This is a genomic window from Cedecea sp. FDAARGOS_727 (assembly GCF_012273235.1).
In the GTDB taxonomy this organism is placed as follows: Bacteria; Pseudomonadota; Gammaproteobacteria; order Enterobacterales; family Enterobacteriaceae; genus Cedecea; species Cedecea davisae.
On sequence record NZ_CP050966.1, the window covers coordinates 4,115,222 to 4,137,075 of the forward strand.

5 protein-coding genes are annotated in these 21,854 nt (G+C 57.7%); 4 read left to right on the plus strand and 1 reads right to left on the minus strand.

The features are described from left to right. Positions 1 to 112: 112 nt before the first annotated feature. From FOC35_RS19385 to FOC35_RS19395, 3 genes are all read left to right on the plus strand, one after another. A complete protein-coding gene (locus tag FOC35_RS19385; RefSeq protein ID WP_172569858.1) occupies positions 113 to 16,360 on the plus strand; it encodes an Ig-like domain-containing protein in 16,248 nt (5,415 codons plus the stop codon). A 96-nt stretch (positions 16,361 to 16,456) separates the two neighbouring features. After that, the gene (locus FOC35_RS19390) at positions 16,457 to 18,637 is read left to right on the plus strand and encodes a type I secretion system permease/ATPase (RefSeq protein WP_016536615.1); all 2,181 of its coding nucleotides are present in this window, start codon (positions 16,457 to 16,459) and stop codon (positions 18,635 to 18,637) included. Next, positions 18,634 to 19,809, plus strand: a complete 1,176-nt coding sequence (locus FOC35_RS19395; protein ID WP_016536614.1) for an HlyD family type I secretion periplasmic adaptor subunit — start codon at positions 18,634 to 18,636, stop codon at positions 19,807 to 19,809. Before FOC35_RS19390 ends, FOC35_RS19395 begins: the two co-directional genes overlap by 4 nt. Before the next feature lie 29 nt (positions 19,810 to 19,838). Here FOC35_RS19395 and FOC35_RS19400 read toward each other — a convergent pair whose 3' ends face one another. After that, the gene (locus FOC35_RS19400) at positions 19,839 to 20,612 is read right to left on the minus strand and encodes a hypothetical protein (RefSeq protein WP_172569859.1); all 774 of its coding nucleotides are present in this window, start codon (positions 20,610 to 20,612) and stop codon (positions 19,839 to 19,841) included. A 535-nt stretch (positions 20,613 to 21,147) separates the two neighbouring features. On the opposite strand from FOC35_RS19400, the gene FOC35_RS19405 reads away from it, so the two are divergent. Further along, the gene (locus FOC35_RS19405; RefSeq protein WP_172569860.1) at positions 21,148 to 21,843 is read left to right on the plus strand and encodes a class I SAM-dependent methyltransferase; all 696 of its coding nucleotides are present in this window, start codon (positions 21,148 to 21,150) and stop codon (positions 21,841 to 21,843) included. The last annotated feature ends 11 nt before the right edge of the window (positions 21,844 to 21,854 follow it).

A 21,854-nucleotide genomic window follows, 5' to 3' on the forward strand; every position in this document is an offset into this window, starting at 1 on the left:
GCGATAACTGAAAAAATAAGTTGATGTGAAATGAGATCCAGATTTCTCAGGGATACGCACATTCAAAAATAAGCGTATATGCCCCGTTTCGGCATATTTAAGGAGAAGTGCTATGAGTAAAGTTGTTGACGTTATTTCGCGCAAAAATGCAGAGAAAACAGTATTAACCAGCGACGGCAATCTTTCCGTTTCGCTCTCTTCCCCGTCGATCATCCAGGTTCACGGCAGCGCCCAGGACGTGGCTCGCTATGTGCGCCAGGGTAAAGACCTGCTGATCTACATGAAAGACGGCAGCGTGATGCGCTGTAACGGCTATTTCGCGGAAGAAGAGGGGCAGTCCGGCCGCCACTCTGAGCTGGTATTCGACGACGGCAACGGGCTTACTCATATCACTTTCGACGACGCGGGTGCGGCGCTGGGCGGCCAGGGCATCGAGCTTACGGCAACGGCTATGCCGATTGAGTCCGTACAGCCTCTGCTGGATGGCTCCGTACTGAGCGATGTTCCCTGGGGCTGGGTTGCCGGTGCTATTGCCGGCGGCGTCGGGGTTGGCGCACTGCTTGCTCACGGCGGCAGCGACAAAAATCACACCGAAATAATCGATAATACCAAAGAGGTTGACAGCGCAAGGCCGACCTTTGCGGTGACCGATAACAAAGGCGACAGCAAAGGGCTGCTGAGCAGCAATGCGGTCACCGATGACGCCACGCCAACCTTTAGCGGCTCCGGCCAGCCGGGCGCGACGATTCAAATCAAAGACGCTAACGGCAATACCATCGCCAGCACCATGGTAGATAAAAACGGTAGCTGGAGCGTGCTGCTCGGCGAACAGCCCGACGGCACACATACCTACAGCGTAGTGCAGATTGACGGCAGCAAAGTCAGCTCTGCGGGCGACATCACGCTGAATATTGTCACAGCAGAGGCCGCCATCGACGTCGCCGTTACTGCCGACAAAAACGTAATTAACTCGGCCGCTCAGGCAAATGATCTGCTGTTAAGCGGCAGCTCAAAAGAGCTGGCAGCGGGTACGGCATTAACCGTGACCCTTAATGGTAAAACCTACGCAACCACCGTTAACGGGGACGGCAGCTGGAGTCTCAACGTTCCTGCAGCGGATGCAAAAAACCTGGCCGACGGCAGCTGGACGGTTGCCGTAAGCGGCAAAGATGCCGCCGGGAATACAATCTCCGCCAGCCAGACGATTGTCGTTGATACCAAAGCCCCGGTTCTGACGGTAGATACCGTTGCCGGGGACAATATTGTTAACGCGGCGGAACACGGCGGCCCTGTCATCGTCAGCGGTAAAACCGACGCTGAAGCGGGACAAACCGTAACCCTGAAACTGAACGGCCTGACTTACACAGCCGTAGTCGGCGCGGACGGCAGCTGGAGCCTGGCGCTCCCCGCCGCCGATGTTCAGGCCATGGTGGACAACAACTACACGCTTAACTTCAGCGTCAGCGATAAAGCGGGCAATACCACTAATACCAACACTTCGCTTCTGGTAGACACCACTCCGCCAGAGGCCAGCGTCAATACCGTTGCCGGTGACGACATTCTCAGCGTGACCGAGCAGGGGCAGGCACAGATCGTCTCCGGCACCAGCCGCGGCGCGGCAGAGGGCGATAAGATAACCGTCTCCGTGGGCGGCGCAACCTACAGCACTACCGTTAAAGCAGACGGCAGCTGGAGCGTGGGCATTCCTAAAGAAGTTGTTTCCTCGCTGCCGGAAGGCCAGAACACTATTACGGTGACCATCACCGATGCGGCAGGCAACAGCGCCAGCGTAAACCATGATATTACCGTTAGCTCCACGCCTCCGTCGTTTAGCTTCGACGCCATAAGCCACGATAACGTACTCAACGCCAGCGAGGCCGGGCAGCCGCTTACCCTGAGCGGCACCAGTAACCTGCCGGACGGCAGCGCGATTACCGTTACGCTTAACGGCGTGAACTATGCGGGCATGGTGAACCATGGCGCGTGGAGCGTAGAAGTGCCTGTCACCGATGTGGTTAAGCTCGGCGATACCAACTACACCCTCAGCGTTAGCGGCACAGACAGCAACGGCAATACCGGATCGGCGGATGCGACCTTGCTGGTTGATACCGCGCTGCCGACGGTGATTGTTTCTGCTTTTGCCGGGGATAACCGGGTTAACAACAGCGAAATAGATAACGATCAGCTGCTTAGCGGCCGGGTCACCGGGGCGCACGAAGGTGATACGGTCACCATTAAACTCGGCGGAAAAACCTATACCGCGACGGTGCAAAACGATCTGAGCTGGAGCACCACGGTGCCTGCCGCTGACTTAAAAGCGCTGGGCGACGGCGATGCGTCTATCGTTGCCTCCGTGACTAACGGGCACGGAAATACCGGCAGCGGCAGCAGCGAAATTAACATTAACGCCCAGCTTCCGGGGCTGCGCATTAACACCATCTCGGGCGACGACGTGATTAACGCCATCGAGCAATACCAGGATCTTACCGTGACGGGCAGCAGCGCGAATCTTAGCGCCGGAACCACCATTACGGTGCGGATCAACAACATTGACTACCAGGCCGTGGTTAACACAAACGGCAGCTGGCAGATTGGCGTTCCCGCCGCTGATTTAGCCTCCTGGGCAAACGGAAAGCTGAGCATTGTTGCCAGCTCCGCAGACGAATGGGGCAACCCGGCGGTGATGTCCCGCGAACTGGAAGTTGACCTGAATTCGGTGGCAATAACCGTCGAAGCTGTCACCGGCGACGATATGCTAAATGCGGTCGAGAAGGCGGCAGACCTGACGCTCAACGGTAAAACCCAGGGCGTTGAGCCAGGGCAGACCGTGGTTATCAAATTTGCCGGTCACACCTACACCACGACGGTGAATGAAGACGGCAGCTGGAGCTACACGGTTCCGGCTTCTGATATGGGCGCAATGATTGACGGCCGCGCCGAAGTGTCCGTTAGCGTGACTAATACTAGCGGTAACAGCGCCAGCGGGGCGCGTGAAGTGCTGGTGGATACTCAACCTCCGGCCATTACCTTAAACAGCATCACCGCGGATAATATTCTTAACCACGCCGAGGCGGCGCAGGATCTGGCAATTACCGGCACCAGCACCGCCCAGCCGGGCCAGACGGTTACCGTCATTCTCAATAAGCAAAGCTACACCGGGCAGGTTCAGGCGGACGGCAGCTGGAGCGTCACCGTTCCGGCGCAGGATCTGGCCAACCTTCACGATGGCAGCTGGTCGATAAGCGCCAGCGTCAATGACGTTGCGGGCAACCCGGGCAGCGCCAGCCACGGCATGCTGGTGGATACCACGGTGCCGGTTGTCACTATCAACGCCTTTGCAGGCGACAACATCATTAATCAGCTTGAGCATGGCCAGGCGCAGATGCTTACCGGCAAAGCGACCGGCGCGGCGGCTGGCGATGCGGTCAAAATCACCATCAACAACGTTGAATATACGACGGTGCTGGATGCCAGCGGCAACTGGAGCCTTGGCCTGCCTGCCGATGTCATCGGCGGCCTGGCCGACGGCAAATACAGCGCAACCGTAGTCGTTACGGATAAAGCGGGTAACAGCGGCAGCGGCGCGCTTAACTTCGAAGTGGCGACCGGGCTACCGCAAATCAGCATCGACACCGTTGCTCAGGATGACGTGGTTAACGCGGCTGAAAAAAGCGCTTCACTGGTCGTCCGCGGTACCAGCGATCAGCCTGATGGTACGGGGGTCACCGTCACGCTTAACGGCGTGAACTACAGCGCCACCGTGAGCGGCAATCGCTGGAGCGTAGAAATCCCCGCCCAGGACGTTGCTAAGCTGGGTGAGGCTAACTACACCGTCAGCGCGGCGGTCACGGATGCCAGCGGCAACGGCAATTCCACCAGCCACAACGTGCTGGTAGACAGCTCGCTGCCGATTGTGCTGATCGATACCGTGGCGGGCGATAACACCGTCAATCTTGCTGAAGTGAACGCCGGGCAAACCCTGCGGGGCAGCGTGATGAACGCGAAGGCCGGTGACACCGTGACCGTGCTGCTGGGCGGCAAAAGCTACAGCGCCGTGGTTCAGGACGACCTCAGCTGGAGCGTGCCGCTGTCGAAAGAGATTCTTACCGCGCTGGGCAACGGCGAGCTAACGGTTCATGCCTCGGTGACTAACGGACACGGCAACACCGGCAGCGCGGAGCGCGATATCACTATCGACGCTCAACTTCCGGGGCTGCGCATCGACACGGTTGCGGGCGACGATATTATTAACCTCGCGGAACACGGCCAGAATCTGATAATCAGCGGCACCAGCAGCTATCTCACGGCAGGTAGCGTCGTCACCGTTACCCTGCATGGCAAAAATTACCCGGCCACGGTCAATGCCGACGGCAGCTGGAGTGCGGCGGTGCCTGCCGCCGACGTTGCCAACTGGCCGGATGGCGTGCTGACGGTCACCGCTTCCGCCAGCAGCAGCGCCGGAAACCCGGTCAGCATCGACAGCATCGTGGATGTAGACCTGGCTCCGGTTTCAATCAGTATTAATAGCGTCACGGCGGACAACGTGCTGAACGCCGCGGAGAAGGGCGCCGATCTTCTGCTCTCCGGGATGACCACTAATGTGGAGCCGGGGCAGACCGTGACGATTACCTTCGCCGGGCACAGCTACACCACCACCGTTAACGATAACGGCACCTGGAGCTTTAGCGTTCCGGCGGCGGACATGGCTAAGCTCAAAGACGGTGATGCACAGGTCACCGTTAGCGTCAGCAACGCCAGCGGTAACCCGGCGAGCGCCGGGCAGGAATACAGCGTTGACACCAGCGCTCCGCTGCTGACCATCGATCCGCTGAGCGACAACAATATCCTTAATGCGGCAGAAGCGAAGCAGCCTCTGACCATTACCGGGAGCAGCACCGCCGAGCCGGGCCAGGAAGTGACGCTTACCCTGAACAACATCAGTTACAGCGCAAAAGTTGGGGCCGATGGCCGCTGGAGCATCACCGTCCCGGCAGACGCGCTGGCGGCGCTTAGCGACGGGAATGTCACGGTTCATGCCACGGTTGCTGACAAAGCCGGCAACCCGTCAAACGCCGACCGCAGCATGCTGGTAGATATCACCGAGCCGAAGCTGACGATTGAAACCGTTGCGGGCGATGACACCATTAACGCTACGGAACACAACTACGCGCAAACCATCAGCGGAAGCAGCACCGGCGCAGCCGCCGGGGACGTTGTGACCGTAAAAATTACTAACGATTCCGGCGTTTCATTCAGCTACACCACGACTCTGGACAGCAACGGCGACTGGAGCGTAGGCATTCCTGCTGCCGTGATTAAAGGGCTGGCGGACGGAAGCTATAGGCTCACCGCCAGCGTTACCGATGCTGCGGGCAACACCGGCAGCATCACGCACGGCATAACGGTGAATACCGCTCTGCCGACGATCGATATCGCAACGCTTGCGCACGATGATGTGATCAACGCGGTTGAAAAAGGTCAGGATCTTCAAATCTCCGGCACCAGTAATCAGCCAGCGGGCACCGTCATCACCGTCACGCTTAACGGCGTGAACTATCAGGCCATCACCCGGGATGACGGTAGCTGGAGCACTACCGTGCCCGCTTCTGCGGTAGGCAAGCTGGGCGAAGCTAACTACCAGGTTAGCGCAAACGTGACTGACGCCAGCGGCAACAGCAATAGCGCCAGCCATAACGTGCAGGTAGACAGCGCGCTGCCTACGGTAACCATCAACAGCGTTACCGCCGACAATATCCTCAACGCCGGTGAAATCGCCAGCGGCCAGACCCTCAGCGGGACGGTGACCGGTGCCGCATCAGGTGACGTTGTCACTATTAATCTCGGCGGCAAACTCTACCAGGCGATTGTGCAGGATGATTTGAGCTGGAGCCTGCCGGTTTCTAAAGAGATCCTTACGGCGCTCGGCAACGGTGATTTGACGCTGACTGCTTCGGTTACCAACGGCCACGGCAATACCGGCAGCGGCAGCCGCGATATCGCTATAGATGCCAATTTACCGGGGCTGCGTGTGGATACCGTGGCGGGTGATGACGTGATAAACGCCATCGAGCATGCCCAGAACCTGATTATTACCGGCACCAGCACCGGCCTGAAAGCCGGGAGCGCGGTGACCGTCACCATAAACGGCAAAGATTATGATGCCACCGTGCGGGCAGACGGCAGCTGGCAGGCCGCCGTGCCGGGCAACGAGGTTAGCCAGTGGAATGAAGGTTCCATTAGCATCGAGGTAAAAGGCAGCAGCAGCGCGGGTAATGATGTCGCCATCCAGCACCAGGTCGTTGTTGATTTGAGCGAGGTGGTTATCAGTATCAATACCGTCTCAGGTGACAACGTGCTGAACGCCGCCGAGAAAGGCGCCGATCTGCTGCTTTCCGGCAGCACGCAGAATGTGGAAGCAGGCCAGACGGTAACCATTACTTTTGGCGGCCACACCTACACCGCTACCGTGCAGTCTGACGGCAGCTGGAGCCACAAGGTTCCCGCCGCGGATATGGTGGGCCTGAAAGACGGCGATACCAGCGTGCAGGTCAGCGTGACCAACAATAACGGCAACACTACCGGCGCGGCACAAAACGTCAGCGTGGATACGCTTGCCCCTACGGTCACGCTGGACCCGGTAAGCCAGGACAACCTGCTGAATGCCGCCGAGGCGAAGCAGGCGCTGGTTATTAGCGGCACCAGTTCCGCAGAAGCGGGCCAGACCGTTACCGTGAAGCTCAACGGCAAAGATTACGAAGCGAACGTTAAGGCCGACGGCAGCTGGAGCCTGACGGTGCCGGCGGAAGATGTCGGCAAGCTGGCCGACGGTAATATTGTCATTTCGGCAAACGTGGAAGACCGCGCGGGCAACGCCGGCTCGGCCAGCCGCGACATGTTGGTTGATATTACCGTTCCAAAAGTCACCATCGGCGCGATTGCCGCAGACGATGTGATAAACAGCGGCGAGCACGGGCAGGCGCAGATTATCTCCGGCACCAGTACCGGCGCGGCGGCGGGTGATATTGTCACCGTGACGCTGGGTAATAAGAGTTACACCGGCGTGGTTGACGCGGCGGGCAACTGGAGCGTGGGCATACCGCGCGGGGATATCGGCGCGTTAGCGGACAGCGGCCACACCGTTACCGCTTCCATTACCGATAAAGCGGGCAACACCGGCGACAGTTCGCGCGAAATTACCGTCAACACGGCCGCTCCGACCCTGGCGATAGATACCATCGCCGGAGACAATATTCTTAATGCCGATGAGAAAACCGGCGACGTAGTCATCAGCGGCTCATCGACCGGGCTGGCTCCTGGCGCTCTGGTAACCGTAACCCTTAACGGCAAAAACTATGCCGCAACGGTTGATGACCAGGGCAAATGGACGACGACCGTTCCTGCGCAGGATGTCGCTCATCTTGGCGAAGCTTTCTACGAGGTTTCCGTTAGCGCCAGCAATGCCGTAGGGAACAGCGGCGGCCAGACCAGCACGCTGGAAGTGGCTTCGACGTTGCCGGGCGTAACCATCAATGTTGTTGCTACAGACGATGTTATCAACGCGGGCGAACTGACCGCGGGGCAGATAATCAGCGGGCGAGTCACCGGCGTGCAGGCCGGAGCGGACGTTACCCTCAATATCGGCGGCGTTAACTACACGGCAAAAGTTCAGGATGATCTGACCTGGAGCCTGCCGCTGGGTAAAGACGTACTGGAAGCGCTGGGCAATGGCGATCTTAAAATCAACGCTTCGGTGACCGACGGCGCGGGCAATACCGGCACCGGATCGCGCGATATCACCATTGATGCCGCGCTGCCGGGGCTGCGTATTAACACCATTGCCGGGGATGACGTTGTTAACGCCATCGAACATGGCCTCAATCTGATTATCAGCGGCACCAGCTCCGGCCTGAGTGTGGGCAGCGCGGTGACCGTAACGGTCAATGGCAAAGAGTATGGCGCGGTGGTCAGCGCTGATGGCAGTTGGCAAACCGTCGTCCCGGGCAATGAAGTTAGCCTGTGGGCCGCCGGGGATATTACCGTTTCCGCTAAAGGCAGCAGCGATACCGGCAACCCGGTATCCATCGACCATACGGTGAATGTTGATCTCAGCGCCGTGGTGATTTCCGTCAACCAAATTGCCGGGGATGACGTGCTGAACGCCGCCGAGAAAGCGGTGGATCTGCTGTTGTCCGGCACCACGCAGAATGTGGAAGCGGGGCAAACCGTCACGATTACCTTTGCGGGGCACACCTATACCACTCAGGTACAGGCGAACGGCAGCTGGGAATTTACCGTTCCAGCCGGTGATATGAAGGGCCTGAAAGACGGCGACACTTCGGTTGAAGTTAGCACGGTGAACGTTAACGGCAACGGCGCTTCTGCGGGGCGCGAAATCAGCGTCGATACCGCAGCGCCGACGCTGCAAATCAACGTTATTGGCGGAGACGACGTGCTGAACGCCGTCGAAGTCGGGCAGCCGGTGGTCATTACCGGCACCAGCAGCGCCGAGGCGGGGCAAACCGTCACCGTGGTGCTTAACGGCGAAAGCTACACCGGCACAGTGCAGCCGAACGGCTCGTGGAGCGTGACCGTGCTAGCGGACAAAGCCTCCGCGCTTGCCGACGGCGTATATACCGTAGCGGCCAGCGTCAGCGATGCGGCAGGCAACGGCAGCACAACCAGCCATAACGTGAAGGTGGATGCTACCGTGCCGTCCGTCGGCTTCAACACCGTGGCGGGCGACGATGTGATTAACCTTGCCGAACACGGCCAGGCGCAGATAGTTTCCGGCACCAGCAGCGGCGCGGCGGTGGGCGATAAAATCACCGTCACCCTCGGCTCTGAAAGCTGGACTACTACCGTTGACGCCGCAGGCAACTGGAGCATAGGCGTCCCGGCGGAAGTGGTGAGCCAGCTTGCCGACGGCAAAGTGACAATAACCGCCAGCCTGACCGATTCGGCGGGGAATACCGGCGGCGGGAGCCACGAAGTGCTGGTTAATACCGGCCTGCCGTCGGTTAACTTCAACGCCATCAGCGGCGACAACGTGCTTAACGCGGTGGAAAAAGGCGAAGCTCTTACCCTGAGCGGAACCAGCGCCAACCTTGCGGCGGGAACCCGTGTAACCGTCACGCTGAACGGCAAAAACTACAGCGCCACTACGGATGCAGACGGCAACTGGAGCCTTGAGGTTCAGCCCGGCGATCTGGCCGCGCTGGGTGAAGCGAATTATACCCTGAGCGCTACGGCGACAAACGCCATCGGCAATAGCGCGAGCGCTAATGCCAATCTGCTGGTGGATACGGCGGCCCCGGCCGTCACCATTAATGCTATAACCGCTGACAACGTGCTGAATGCGGCTGAAGTTGCCGCCGGGCAGACGTTGAGCGGGAAGGTAAGCCATGCTGCGGAAGGTGACGTTGTCACAATTATGCTGGGTGGGAAGAGCTACACCGCAACGGTGAAAAGCGATCTGAGCTGGAGCCTCGAACTCCCGGCGGACGTGCTGGCCGCGCTGGGTAACGGCAAGCTGACGGTGAGCGCATCGGTCACCAACGGCCACGGTAATAGCGGCTCCGCCGAACATGATTTTGCTATCGACGCCGGCTTGCCTGGCATCCGCATCGACACCGTGGCGGGCGACGACGTTATTAATGCCATCGAACACGGACAGAATCTGATCGTTAGCGGCAGCGCCAGCGGCATGGCCGCGGGCAGCACCGTCACCGTAACTATCGGCGGAAAAAGCTATCTGGCGACCGTTAGCGCCAGCGGCGTCTGGTCTGCGGCAGTACCGGCGAATGATGTAAGCCTTTGGCCAGCGGGCGATGTTACCGTCAGCGCGGCAGGCAGCAGCAGCGCGGGTAACCCGGTTTCCATCGATCATACCGTCAAGGTAGATCTCAGCCCGGTAGCCATCAGCGTGAATAGCATTACGGCCGACAACGTGCTGAATGCCGCAGAGAAAGGCGCAGACCTGCTGCTTTCCGGCAGCACTCAAAACGTGGAAGCCGGACAAACCGTCACGATTACCTTCGGCGGGCGCAGCTATACCACTCAGGTTAAAGATGACGGCAGCTGGAGCTACAGCGTTCCGGCGGGTGACCTCAGCGGCCTGAAAGATGGCGATGCTTCGGTAAAAGTTAGCGTCTCGAATGTGAACGGTAACGGCGCATCGGCAGAGCGTGAATATAGCGTGGACGCAAGCGCTCCAACCCTGACTATCGATACGGTTGCGGCAGACAACGTGATTAACGCGAAAGAAGCCGGAACCGGCGTAACGGTAAGCGGTAGCTCAAATGCGGAACCGGGCCAGACCGTTACCCTGACGCTGGATGGAAAAACACATACCGGCGTTGTGCAGGCGGACGGCAGCTGGAGCATCACTCTCGATGCAACGGCTTTGGGTGCGCTGGCGGACAATAATTACCAGATTAGCGTCAGCGTAAACGATGCGGCTGGCAACGGCACAACAAGCAGCAAGAGCATCACGCTGGATACCACCGCGCCGACAATCAGTTTCAACCCGATAGCGGGCGATGACATTATCAACCTGAGCGAGCACGGGCAGGCGCAGATTATCTCCGGCTCCAGCAGCGGCGCGGCTCCGGGAAATACAATTGTTATCACCCTCAACGGCATCAAATACACCACAACGGTGGATGCCAGCGGAAACTGGAGCGTCGGCGTTCCGGCATCGGCCATCTCCGCTCTGCAAAATGGCACCGCCACCGTCAGCGCGGTCTTGACCGATGCCGCAGGTAACGAGGGCAGCGCGTCGCATAACGTGCTGGTAAGCGCTTCAACCGTCGGGCTGACTATCAACACCATCAGCAATGATGACGTGATTAACGCGGCCGAAGCCAGCCAGAGTCTGATTATCAGCGGTGGCAGCAGCGAACTGGCAACGGGGACGCAGGTTACGGTCATCCTGAACGGCGTGAGCTATAGCGCTACTATTCAGGCGGGCGGCGGCTGGTCGGTTACCGTTCCGGCGGAGCAGGTGCAGAATCTGACGCACGGCAGCGGCTACACCGTGACGGCTTCGGCCACCGACAGCGCCAACAATTCGGCTTCAGCAAGCCATAACATCAGCGTGGATACCTCCGCGCCAATTATCACTATCGCTGACCTGTCTGGCGATAATGTGATTAACGCCGTGGAGCAGCAGCAGCCGCTGACGATCCGCGGAACCAGCAGCGCGGAAGTTGGGCAGAAAGTGACGGTAACCCTGGGCACTGAAAGCTACGAAACCACCGTTCAGGCGGACGGCAGCTGGAGCCTTACCGTACCAGCCCAGGACCTGGCGAAACTTGCCGAGGGCGACTTTATCGTTAATGCCGCGGTAAGCGATAAAGCCGGTAACCCGGGCAGCGCGGACCGCACCCTGACGGTGGACACGGTGGCGCCAACCATCACCTTCAATAAGGTGGCGGGCGACGACATCATTAACAGTGGCGAACAGCAGGCGGGTCAGGTCATCAGCGGCACCACCAGCGCACAGCCGGGCCAGACCATCACCGTTACCTTCAATAACCATAGCTACACCGCTAAGGTTGGCGACGGCGGCAGCTGGTCGGTTACCGTTCCGGCGCAGGACTTCCTCGGCGCGGCGGACGGCAGTTATGTTATTTCTGCCACCGTCAGCGACAAGGCGGGCAACGGCGGCAGCGGCAGCACTCAGGTCACCCTGAGCGGCGAAGTGCCGACCATTAGCGTAGGCACCTTTGCCGGAGACGATATAGTCAGCGCCGCGGAGCACGGCACGCCGTTGGTAATCGGCGGGACAACCAATGCTCCTGCCGGACAAACCGTGACCATCACGCTGAACGGACAGACTTATAGCACTACGGTACAAAGCGACGGCAGCTGGAGCTACACCCTCGGCAGCAGTGCGGTAACCGCTCTGGCAGACGGCGGCTCGTATGTGATTCACGCCAGCGTCAGCAACAGCATCGGCAATAGCGCCAGGGCCGACCGCACCATTACCGTGGATACCACGCCGCCGCAGATGAGCATTACTATTGATGCGCTGCAAAACGATACCGGGCTGAGCGCCACGGACTTTATTACCGCCGATAACAAGGTGGTGGTGAAAGGCTCGCTGGGCGCAGCGCTGGGCAATAATGAGAAGGCACAGATAAGCCTCGACGGCGGCGCAAGCTGGATCGATCTGGTGGTTAACGGCACCGCATGGAGTTTTGCGGATGGCCGCACGCTGCCGGACGGCACGGTAACCTATAACGTTCGCGTGATAGACAATGCGGGCAACGTAGGCGCGACCGCCGCGCAAAATGTGGTTATCGACACCGTCGCCCCTGATGCAAGCAAAACCATCACAGTGGAAGCCGTTTCCCGCGATACCGGTCTGGACGCACATGACTTTATCACCAGCGACAATACCCTGACGCTGAGCGGTAAACTTGGCGCGCCGCTGGCGGCCGGGGAGCACGCGCAGATTAGTATTGACGGCGGTAAAACCTGGGTTGATGTCAGCATCAGCGGCACCAGCTGGAGCTATATCGATGGCCGGGTCCTCGCGGACGGCGATTATCTTTATCAGCTTCGGGTTATTGATGCCGCGGGCAATATCGGCTCAACCGCAAGCCAGCTGGTAACGGTGGACACCGTAGCGCCTGACGCCAGCAAAACCGTCACTATCGACAGCATCAGCGACGATACCGGGCTGAGTAACAGCGATTTTGTTACCAACGATACTTCGCTGACGCTGCGTGGAACCGTGGGCGCCGCGCTGCTGGACGGCGAGTATGTCCAGATAAGCCTCGATGGCGGAACGACCTGGCAGACGGTGACTACGCTCGGAACCAGCTGGTACTTCAACGACGGAAGAACCCTTAGCGACGGCACTTATCAATACATCGTGCGCGTGGTGGATGATGCCGGAAACGTCGGGCAGAGCGCTTCGCAGCAGGTGACGGTGGATACCGTCGCCCCGGATGCGGCGATAACGATTACCGTCGATAGCATCAGCAACGACAGCGGCTTCAGCGGCAGCGACTTTATCACCAACGATAATACGCTGACGCTGAACGGCAGCCTGGGCAAGGCGCTCGGCAGCAACGAGTTCGTCCAGATAAGCCTGGACGGCGGCTTAACCTGGGTTTACGCCACCTCCGTGAGCGGAACCAGCTGGCACTACACTGACGTGCGGGTTCTGGCTGACGGAAATCACACTTACCAGGTTCGTGTGGTCGATCTCGCCGGGAACGTGGGTGATACGGCCACCCAGACCGTAACCGTTGATACCGTCGCGCCTGTCTACGGGATTACTATCGACAGCATCTCCGAAGACACCGGGCAGAGCAGCAGCGACTTTATCACCATGGATACCACGCTGACCCTGAACGGTACGCTGGGCCATACGCTGGCAGGCGATGAGCGAGTGCAGATAAGCCTGGACGGTGGCAAAAACTGGGTCGATGTCGTGGTTAACGGCACGGCATGGCACTACGTTGACGGGCGCACGCTTGCCGACGGGGATTACCTCTACCAGGTTCGTATTATCGACCAGGCCGGAAACGTTGGCTCAACCGCCAACCAGACCGTCACGGTTGATACCCTGGCGCCGGACACGCTCGGCACTATTGTGAGCTACACCGATGATACCGGCGAACGTACCGGTAACTTCGACGGCAGCTATCCGACGGATGATAACTCTCCGGTGCTTAACGGCACTCTGAATCATGCGCTGGCGGACGGCGAAATAGCCCAAATTTTCCGCGACGGCGTGCTGGTGGGCAAGGTGACTATTACCGGCGGAACCAACTGGACGTTTGCGGATTCCGGCCTGCTGGACGGCAATTACAACTATGTGCTGCGTATCACCGACAAAGCCGGGAACTACACCGACTCGAACAAGTTTAGCCTGACGGTAGATACCTCGATACCTACCACCAAAGCGCTGGTTGACGGCCTGACGACGACGGACACCACGCCGATTATTACCGGCACCGTAAATGCCGATTTGGTCAACGGGCAGTATGTGGTTGTCACGGTAGACGGCAAAACCTACAGCTCTGAACGCGGCGGTGCGGTGGTGGTCGATCCTTCGTCTAACACCTGGTATTTGCAGATCCCTGACGGAAATGCCCTGGGGCTGAAAAGCTATGACGTAACGGCGCAGGTAATGAGCAGCGCGGGTAACGGCAACAACGCGGGTCTTACGCACGGCACAGTAGTGGTCGGGGCGGAGGCATCTATGACGCCGGGCTGGTCCTTCACCAGCGCAACCAACGCTTATTCAGCAAGCTATATGCTGGATACGGACGGTATGTGGACGTTTGCCAGCAACCAGCAGTTTGCCTCCGCTAACGACCGCAACAATTACAGCGTCAGCGGCAACTTCACCATGACCGGGAGCTACACCACCGGCGCCTATGCTGACATCAACCGCGATGGGCTGGCAGATATGCTGGTGGAAAGCACCAACTATAGCTACATCGCCCAGTTGATAAACAACGGCGACGGGACCTATACGTCGACCAGCACCGGCAGCAGCGCGGCGGTTGGCGCACTGCTCTGGTACGGCGCGGTGGTGGCGATTGATTTCCAGGGCGACGGCTACGTTGACTTTGTGATGGGCGACGCGGGCGGGCCGGACTCCAGCACCTTTATGAACAACAACGGCGGCAAGCTGACGGGCACATCCGGCAGTGGGACCTACAGCAACTTCGTGACCGGCGCAAAAGTGGGTAACTACAACAGCCTGATTGAAGCTTCCGGCGTTGACCTGAACAACGATGGCATGGTGGATATTGCCCAGCACACCACCAACGGCGGCAATAACTACGCGCTGTCCACCATGTTCAGCAAAGGTGATGGGACGTTTACCTGGAGCCAGAACTTCATTAACACCATGTACAGCGCAACCGGCTCTGCGGCGGCGAGTAATGCGGTCAGCATGACCTGGGCCGACTTTAACGGTGACGGTTATATGGATCTGTATATGGGCATGTCCCGCGCGGGAACCGGCGGCTTGCTAATGCTGAACGACGGCAAGGGCAATTTGCAGACCGGAACGGCGGTAGGCACAGAGAAGTATAACGGCACCGTGAGCGTGGCGGTGGACTGGAACCTCGACGGCAGGATGGACATCATCAAGCTGGCGAATACCGGGCAGTCGTACATTTACACCAACGACGCGCTGCCGGGTGCGGCGAGCTTTACCTCGTCTAAGTTTGGATCGGCCACCGCCAGCCAGGTTTCCGGCGCGGCGCTGGTGGATTACGACTGGGATGGTGCACAGGATCTGCTGATCTTCCGCCAGAACGGCAGCGTAGTGCTGGAGCGCAACACCAACACCGTTGCGCCGGGTACGGCTATCCACCTCAAAATAGTCGATGGTGAAGGGATGAACGTCTTCTACGGCAACACCGTGAAGCTGTACAACTCCGCGGGCGTGCTGGTGGCAAGCCAGGTGATTAACGCCCAGTCGGGCATCGGCATTAACGATGCTTCGGCGCTGGTGAGCTTCTACGGTTTAAGCCCGTCAGAAACCTACAGCGCGGTACTGGTGCGCGCCATTAACGGCGTTTCCAGCAACGAAACGTGGGACGGGTTAACCGCCGGAGACGGAAAAGAAAGCTATGCCCTGACGGCAGACGCTGCAACCGGTATTCACGGCGGAAACCTGACCGGAACCGGCTACAACGATACCTTTGTCGCCGCACAGGGAACCTACGTCTACAACGGCGGCGGCGGATGGGAAACCTCTTCGGATCACCAGACCTGGAGCGCAACCGGCGGTATGGATGTTGTTGACTTCAAAAACTCCACCGTTGGGATCAATGCGGATCTGAGTAAAACCGGCGCGCAAAACACCGGGTTTAACACCGCAACCTTCACCAATATCGAAGGCATTGCAGGCTCTGACCACGATGATGTGATAACCGGAAACAGCGGGAATAACGTCTTCGAAGGTCGCGGCGGCAACGACATCTTCAATATCGGCAACGGCGGCCACGATACGCTGTTATACAAGTTGCTGAATAACGCGGATGCGACCGGCGGGAACGGCAGCGATGTGGTTAACGGCTTCTCGGTTGGCACCTGGGAAGGTACCGCAGACAGCGACCGTATCGACCTGCGCGAACTGTTGCAGGGCAGCGGCTATGCCGGAGATGGCTCGGCGCATTACATCAACGGCGTGGCGCAGCTGGGCGCGGGGGCAGGCAATATCGGCGATTACATCAAAGTGGTGCAGAACGGCAGTAATACCGAAATCCAGATCGATCGTGACGGCAAGGGAGGAGCCTTTGACCCAACCACGGTCGTCACGCTCAACGGCGTGCAGACCGATCTGGCTACGCTACTGGCCAACCACCAGCTGTTGGTTATCTAGCGTAACAGGCCCCGCCGGAGTTAAGCCCGGCGGGGCAGCTGTCGCTTAAAAGATATAGCCGCAGATTTATTTTTCTTTCGCAGGACGTGAAACGTAATGACTTCAACGCATACCCGCTACGAACCCTGGCTGCAGGCGATGCTTAGCGTCGCGCGCCACTATCGTCTGGATTTCTCCGAGGAACACGTTCGCGTGGGCATCAATCAGGAGAGCCAAAGCCCTCATCATCTGGTGCTGGAAGATATCGCTCGCCAGCTTGGGCTCGCCATGCGTACCGCACCGGCAGACGTTTCGCTTATCGATCCGTGGCGACTGCCGCTGGTGGCCGAGTTTACCGACGGGCAAATGGCCGTTTTGACACGTATGGATAACTATGGGCAGATTAGCGTGCAGCTCAGCGGAGACGGCGGGCTGGAAACCGTCGTTAGCCGTGACGAGCTGGCAAAGCGCCTTAAAGGCATTATTCTGCTGCGCCCGCTGAACTCCATTCCCGATGCGCGCGTGGACGATTACGTTAAGCCGTATCAGAAAAACTGGTTCTGGACGCTGGCCCTGAAAGACTGGAAGCGTTACGGAGACATCATGCTGGTGGCAATGGCGGCCAACGTGCTGGCGCTTGCCGGGATGATTTTTTCGATGCAGGTATATGACCGCGTCGTGCCTTCCCAGTCGGTACCGACGCTCTGGGTGCTGTTCGGCGGGGTGATGCTGGCGATTATTTTTGAATTCACCATGCGTATGCTTCGTGTACACATTGCCGATGTGGTCGGCAAGCGGGCCGACCTGCGTATTTCTGACCGGGTTTTTGCCCGCGCGCTGCGCATTAAAAATAACGCGCGGCCAAAATCCACCGGCTCGTTTATCTCGCAAATCCGCGAGCTGGAATCGGTGCGCGAGTTAATTACCTCCACCACCATCAGCACGGTTTCGGATATCCCGTTCTTCCTGCTGTTTGTCTTTATCCTGTGGCTTATCGGCGGCCCGCTGGTGTTTGTGGTGCTGTTGGCTATTCCGCTGTTGCTGATCCCCGGCCTGCTAGTACAGCGCCCGCTGGCGCAGCTTTCCAATGAAGGAATGCGCGAGTCTGCTATCCGCAACGCAACGCTGGTTGAAGCCGTGCAGTCCATCGAAGACATTAAACTGCTGCGGGCGGAACAGCGGTTCCAGAATCAGTGGAATAACACCAACGACGTGGCGGCGGCGGTAGGCATGAAGCAGCGCTGGCTAACCAGCATGCTGATGACCTGGACTCAGGAAGTGCAGTCGATTGTTTACGCCGTTGTGCTGCTTGTCGGCTGTTATCTGGTTATCAATGGCGATATGACCACCGGTGCGCTGGTAGGAACCTCGATCCTCGCATCTCGCACTATTGCGCCGCTGGCGCAGATTTCCGGCGTTCTTTCGCGCTGGCAGCAGGCGAAAGTCGCGCGCAAGGGGCTGGACGACCTTATGCAGCGCCCGCTTGACGATCCCGAGCAGGGTAAGAAAGTGCATAAATCTCACCTGCGGGGCAATTATCAGCTCAACTACGCCGCGTTTTATTACGACGAAGAAGAGAAGGTTAACGACCTCGATATCGCCAGGTTGACCATTCAGGCCGGGGAAAAGATTGCGCTGCTGGGCCGCAACGGGTCGGGGAAAAGCACGCTATTGCAGCTGCTGGCAGGAATGCAGACGCCGCAGCATGGCCAGATCCTGCTAGATGATATTAGTCTCGGCCAGCTGGATACCGCCGATCTGCGCCGCGATATGCATCTGTTGAGCCAGCAGGCCCGGCTGTTCTTTGGCTCGGTACGCGACAACCTGACGATGGGGCGCCCGCTGGCGACCGACGAAGAGATCCATCGGGCGCTGGTTCTTAGCGGCGCTCTGAGCTTTGTGCAGAAACAGAAAAATGGCCTCAATTATCTGATTACCGAAGGCGGCGCGGGGCTGTCCGGCGGGCAGCGGCAGGCGCTTTTGCTGGCAAGAGCCCTGATAACCCAGCCGCAGATCCTGCTGCTTGATGAGCCAACGGCCTGGCTGGATGAAGTGAGCGAGCGGCAGCTGATTGCCAATCTTGGGGGCTGGCTCGGCAACCGAACGATGGTGGTGGCGACTCACAGAATGCCGATTTTGCAGCTTGTTGACCGCATTATCGTGCTGGATCAGGGCCGTATCGTCATGGACGGCCCGCGTGACAAAATTCTACAACAGCACGGCATGATGGAGAAAAAGGCCGCGCCGCGCCGTACCGCAACTCTTAAAACGGCCGAAGCCACGGAGGCGCAGGCATGAATGACATCACGCGTTATAACAGCCGCCTCAAGGAGCCTGCGCTCCCTCGCTCCAGCCTGGTTGCCTGGGCCCTGGGGCTGATGCTGCTGGTTTTTGTTGTCTGGGCAAACTTCTTCACCCTCGATGAGGTGACAACAGGTTCGGGCAAAGTTGTGCCTTCCGCCCGTGAGCAGGTCATTCAGTCGCTGGAAGGAGGGATCCTATACAAGCTTGAAGTCCATGAGGGCGATATTGTGGAACGCGGGCAGGTCCTGGCCCAGCTTGATCGCACCAAAACCGAGTCCGGCGTGCAGGAGAGCGAATCACGTTTGCACGCCGCGATAGCGACGGCTTCTCGTTTAAAAGCCGAAGTTGGCGGTACGCCTCTGACTTTCCCTGACATTCTGGCAACCGACAGCGAGCTGGTCAGCCAGGAGACGGCTTTATACGAATCACGCCGTAGCAGCCTGGAAAAAGGGGTTGCCGGTTTACGCGAGGCCGTAGCGCTGGTGCAGCGGGAGCTGGCCATGACTCAACCGCTGGTTAAGCAGGGAGCGGCCAGCAGCGTTGAGGTGCTGCGCCTGCAAAGGCAGAAAAATGAGCTGCAAAACAAAATTACCGAAATGCAAAACCAGTATTACGTGCGCGCGCGTGAAGAGCTGGCAAAAACCAATGAAGAAATAGAAACCCAGCGCTCGGTGATGCGTGGGCGAACGGATTCCCTGACCCGGCTGAAGTTCACCGCGCCGCTGCGGGCGATTGTGAAGGGCATCGAAGTGACCACCGTTGGCGGAGTGATCCCGCCGAACGGCAAGCTGATGACGCTGGTTCCGCTTGATGACCAAATGCTGATTGAAGCGAAGATCTCCCCGCGAGACGTAGCGTTTATCCATCCAGGACAAAAGGCTTTGGTCAAAATAACCGCTTACGATTACTCCATCTACGGCGGGCTGCAGGGCGTGGTTACGATGATTTCGCCTGACACCCTTCAGGATGAAGTGAAGCGGGACGTTTACTACTATCGGGTTTACATTCGCACCGACGCCAGCCAGCTTGAAAACCGCGAAGGAAAAGCGTTCCCGATCTTCCCGGGTATGATAGCGACGGTAGATATTAAAACCGGCAGCAAATCGATACTCGACTATCTGCTGAAACCGCTGAATAAGGCGAGAGAGGCGCTGCGGGAGAGATAATAGAAAAGCCGGCTTTATGCCGGCTTTTCTTACACTTCACAAGGATTGATATTAAGCCCGTAAAGGATAAATGAGAAGTAATACCCAAAATAAGATTCGGCCATTTCAATAAAGCTCTGATGAATTTCCAGCAGACCTTCATTATCCTCGCTGAATAGCCCGGCTAAGATGCCACAGTTAATAATGCGGCGAAGATGCATGCGCGAAATTGACAGCTCTTTTGCCGTTTTATTGTAGTTGGGCTGTAGCCACCAGCGGCCATTTTCATCCTGGCGGGCGTTAAGTAATATTCTTAACATGATAATATGCCCGGCATCTTTATCGACAAACATCGCGCTGTTGTCTACCAGTCGGCTCAATATTACTTCATCAAATAACAGCCCGGAGCTGCGACGGAAAAACTGTGTGAAGGTTGCCTCATCTTCCAGAGCGTGAATCGAAAGCGTATTTTCCGGGAGTAAAAGTTTCAGCGAAGGTATGGAAATTTGCATATAACTGCGCGTTTCATTGAGGCCTTTTTCGCTGGGGGTATAGAGCAAAACCCGGCGGTCATCCTCGCTTTTTTCCAGCGTCATACGCCCGGTGATGCGCAGCAGAGTCACCAGCGAATTCACGGTGTTCAGGCTGGTTAACTCCATTCTCACGCAAAACTCTTTAATATCCGCCAGCACCGCACGACGGTCGCCATAGTGGAAGCAAAGCAGCGCCAGCACAACATGAAAGCGGGAGCTTTGCAGAATAGTTTTATAAAATAGCGGCTGCTTTTTATAAGTAACTAACAGTGAGTCATAATGATGCCGCATAGCCTCCCGAAATCGAGGGTGGCTTTTTATTTTCTGACTGTATGTTGCTATGGTGTTTTGAAGTGGATGGTAGGTCATAATTATTTATTGTCCCGGTCTTTCAGTTACGGGGGATCGAACCCATAAAATGAGTGCCAGATTGAGGTTTTGTAAGGCCAGATAACAAGTGGCCTGATTATTCTTAAATGGTTTGCAAACCGTCTGGCAGTATATCACTAGTTGTCTCCAAATAAAAAAGATCGTCTCGGAATTATTTAAACTTTACTTTTTCGTGACTAAAAATGCTTATTTTTACTCAGGTAATATTTTGTTTCATTTTGCGGAAAAAATTATTCCGACAGCGGAAAAGAAATTTCATTAGGGGCTGTTTTATTTGCCTGGATATTAATCAATCGGTTATTTAATCGGATATTTTTCAGCGGAGAATCTGTTCTGAGAGGCGTTGATGGCGCTGAAGAAAACGATTTTTAAACCCTCAACTCATGTGCTATCGTAAGTTACATGAGTTGTTAAAGCCGTGAACCGAGGCAGCCTGATGAACGATACCAATGACATTTTTAACGCTGAGTTTTCACGCCAGTACGACGTCAGTAACCAGCGGCTGAAGGAAATTTCGGACAACCTGCACCTGCTTATCTCATTGCTGCTGCGAGATTTTCCAGATGATTTTCGTGTGCTGTGCGTGGGTGTCGGCACCGGAACAGAGATAGTCAGGCTGGCAAAAGAGCACCCGACATGGCGCTTTACCGGGGTTGATCCTTCGCCGGATATGCTGGCGGTATGCGCTGAAAAACTTGAGCGGGAAGGGCTCAGCGAACGTTGCGAATTGATTGTCGGCCATGTGGATGATGTTCGGCCGCAGAGCAAATTCGACGTGGCGCTTTGCCTGCTGGTGGCGCATTTTATCCAGCACCCACGGCGCGGCGGCATTTATCAGCACATTGCTGACAGGCTGAAGCCAAACGGGCAGTTGATAGCGGCCGAGATAGCCGGTGATATGCAGGACTCGGCTTTTAACGGGCAGTTGAAAAATTGGGTAGCGTTGCAGCAGGCGTTCACCCAGCGCCCGCGCGATATCGAAGAGGTTAAGGCTGAGCTAAACCGTCGCCTGCTGCTGCTTGCACCGCGGCAAACGGAGGCGCTGTTGCTGGAAGCGGGTTTTGCGAGCAGCGTCCAGTTCTTTCAGTCGCTGCTGATCCACGCCTGGCAAGCTGTTAAGTCTGCGGAATAAAAAGCGGGCGC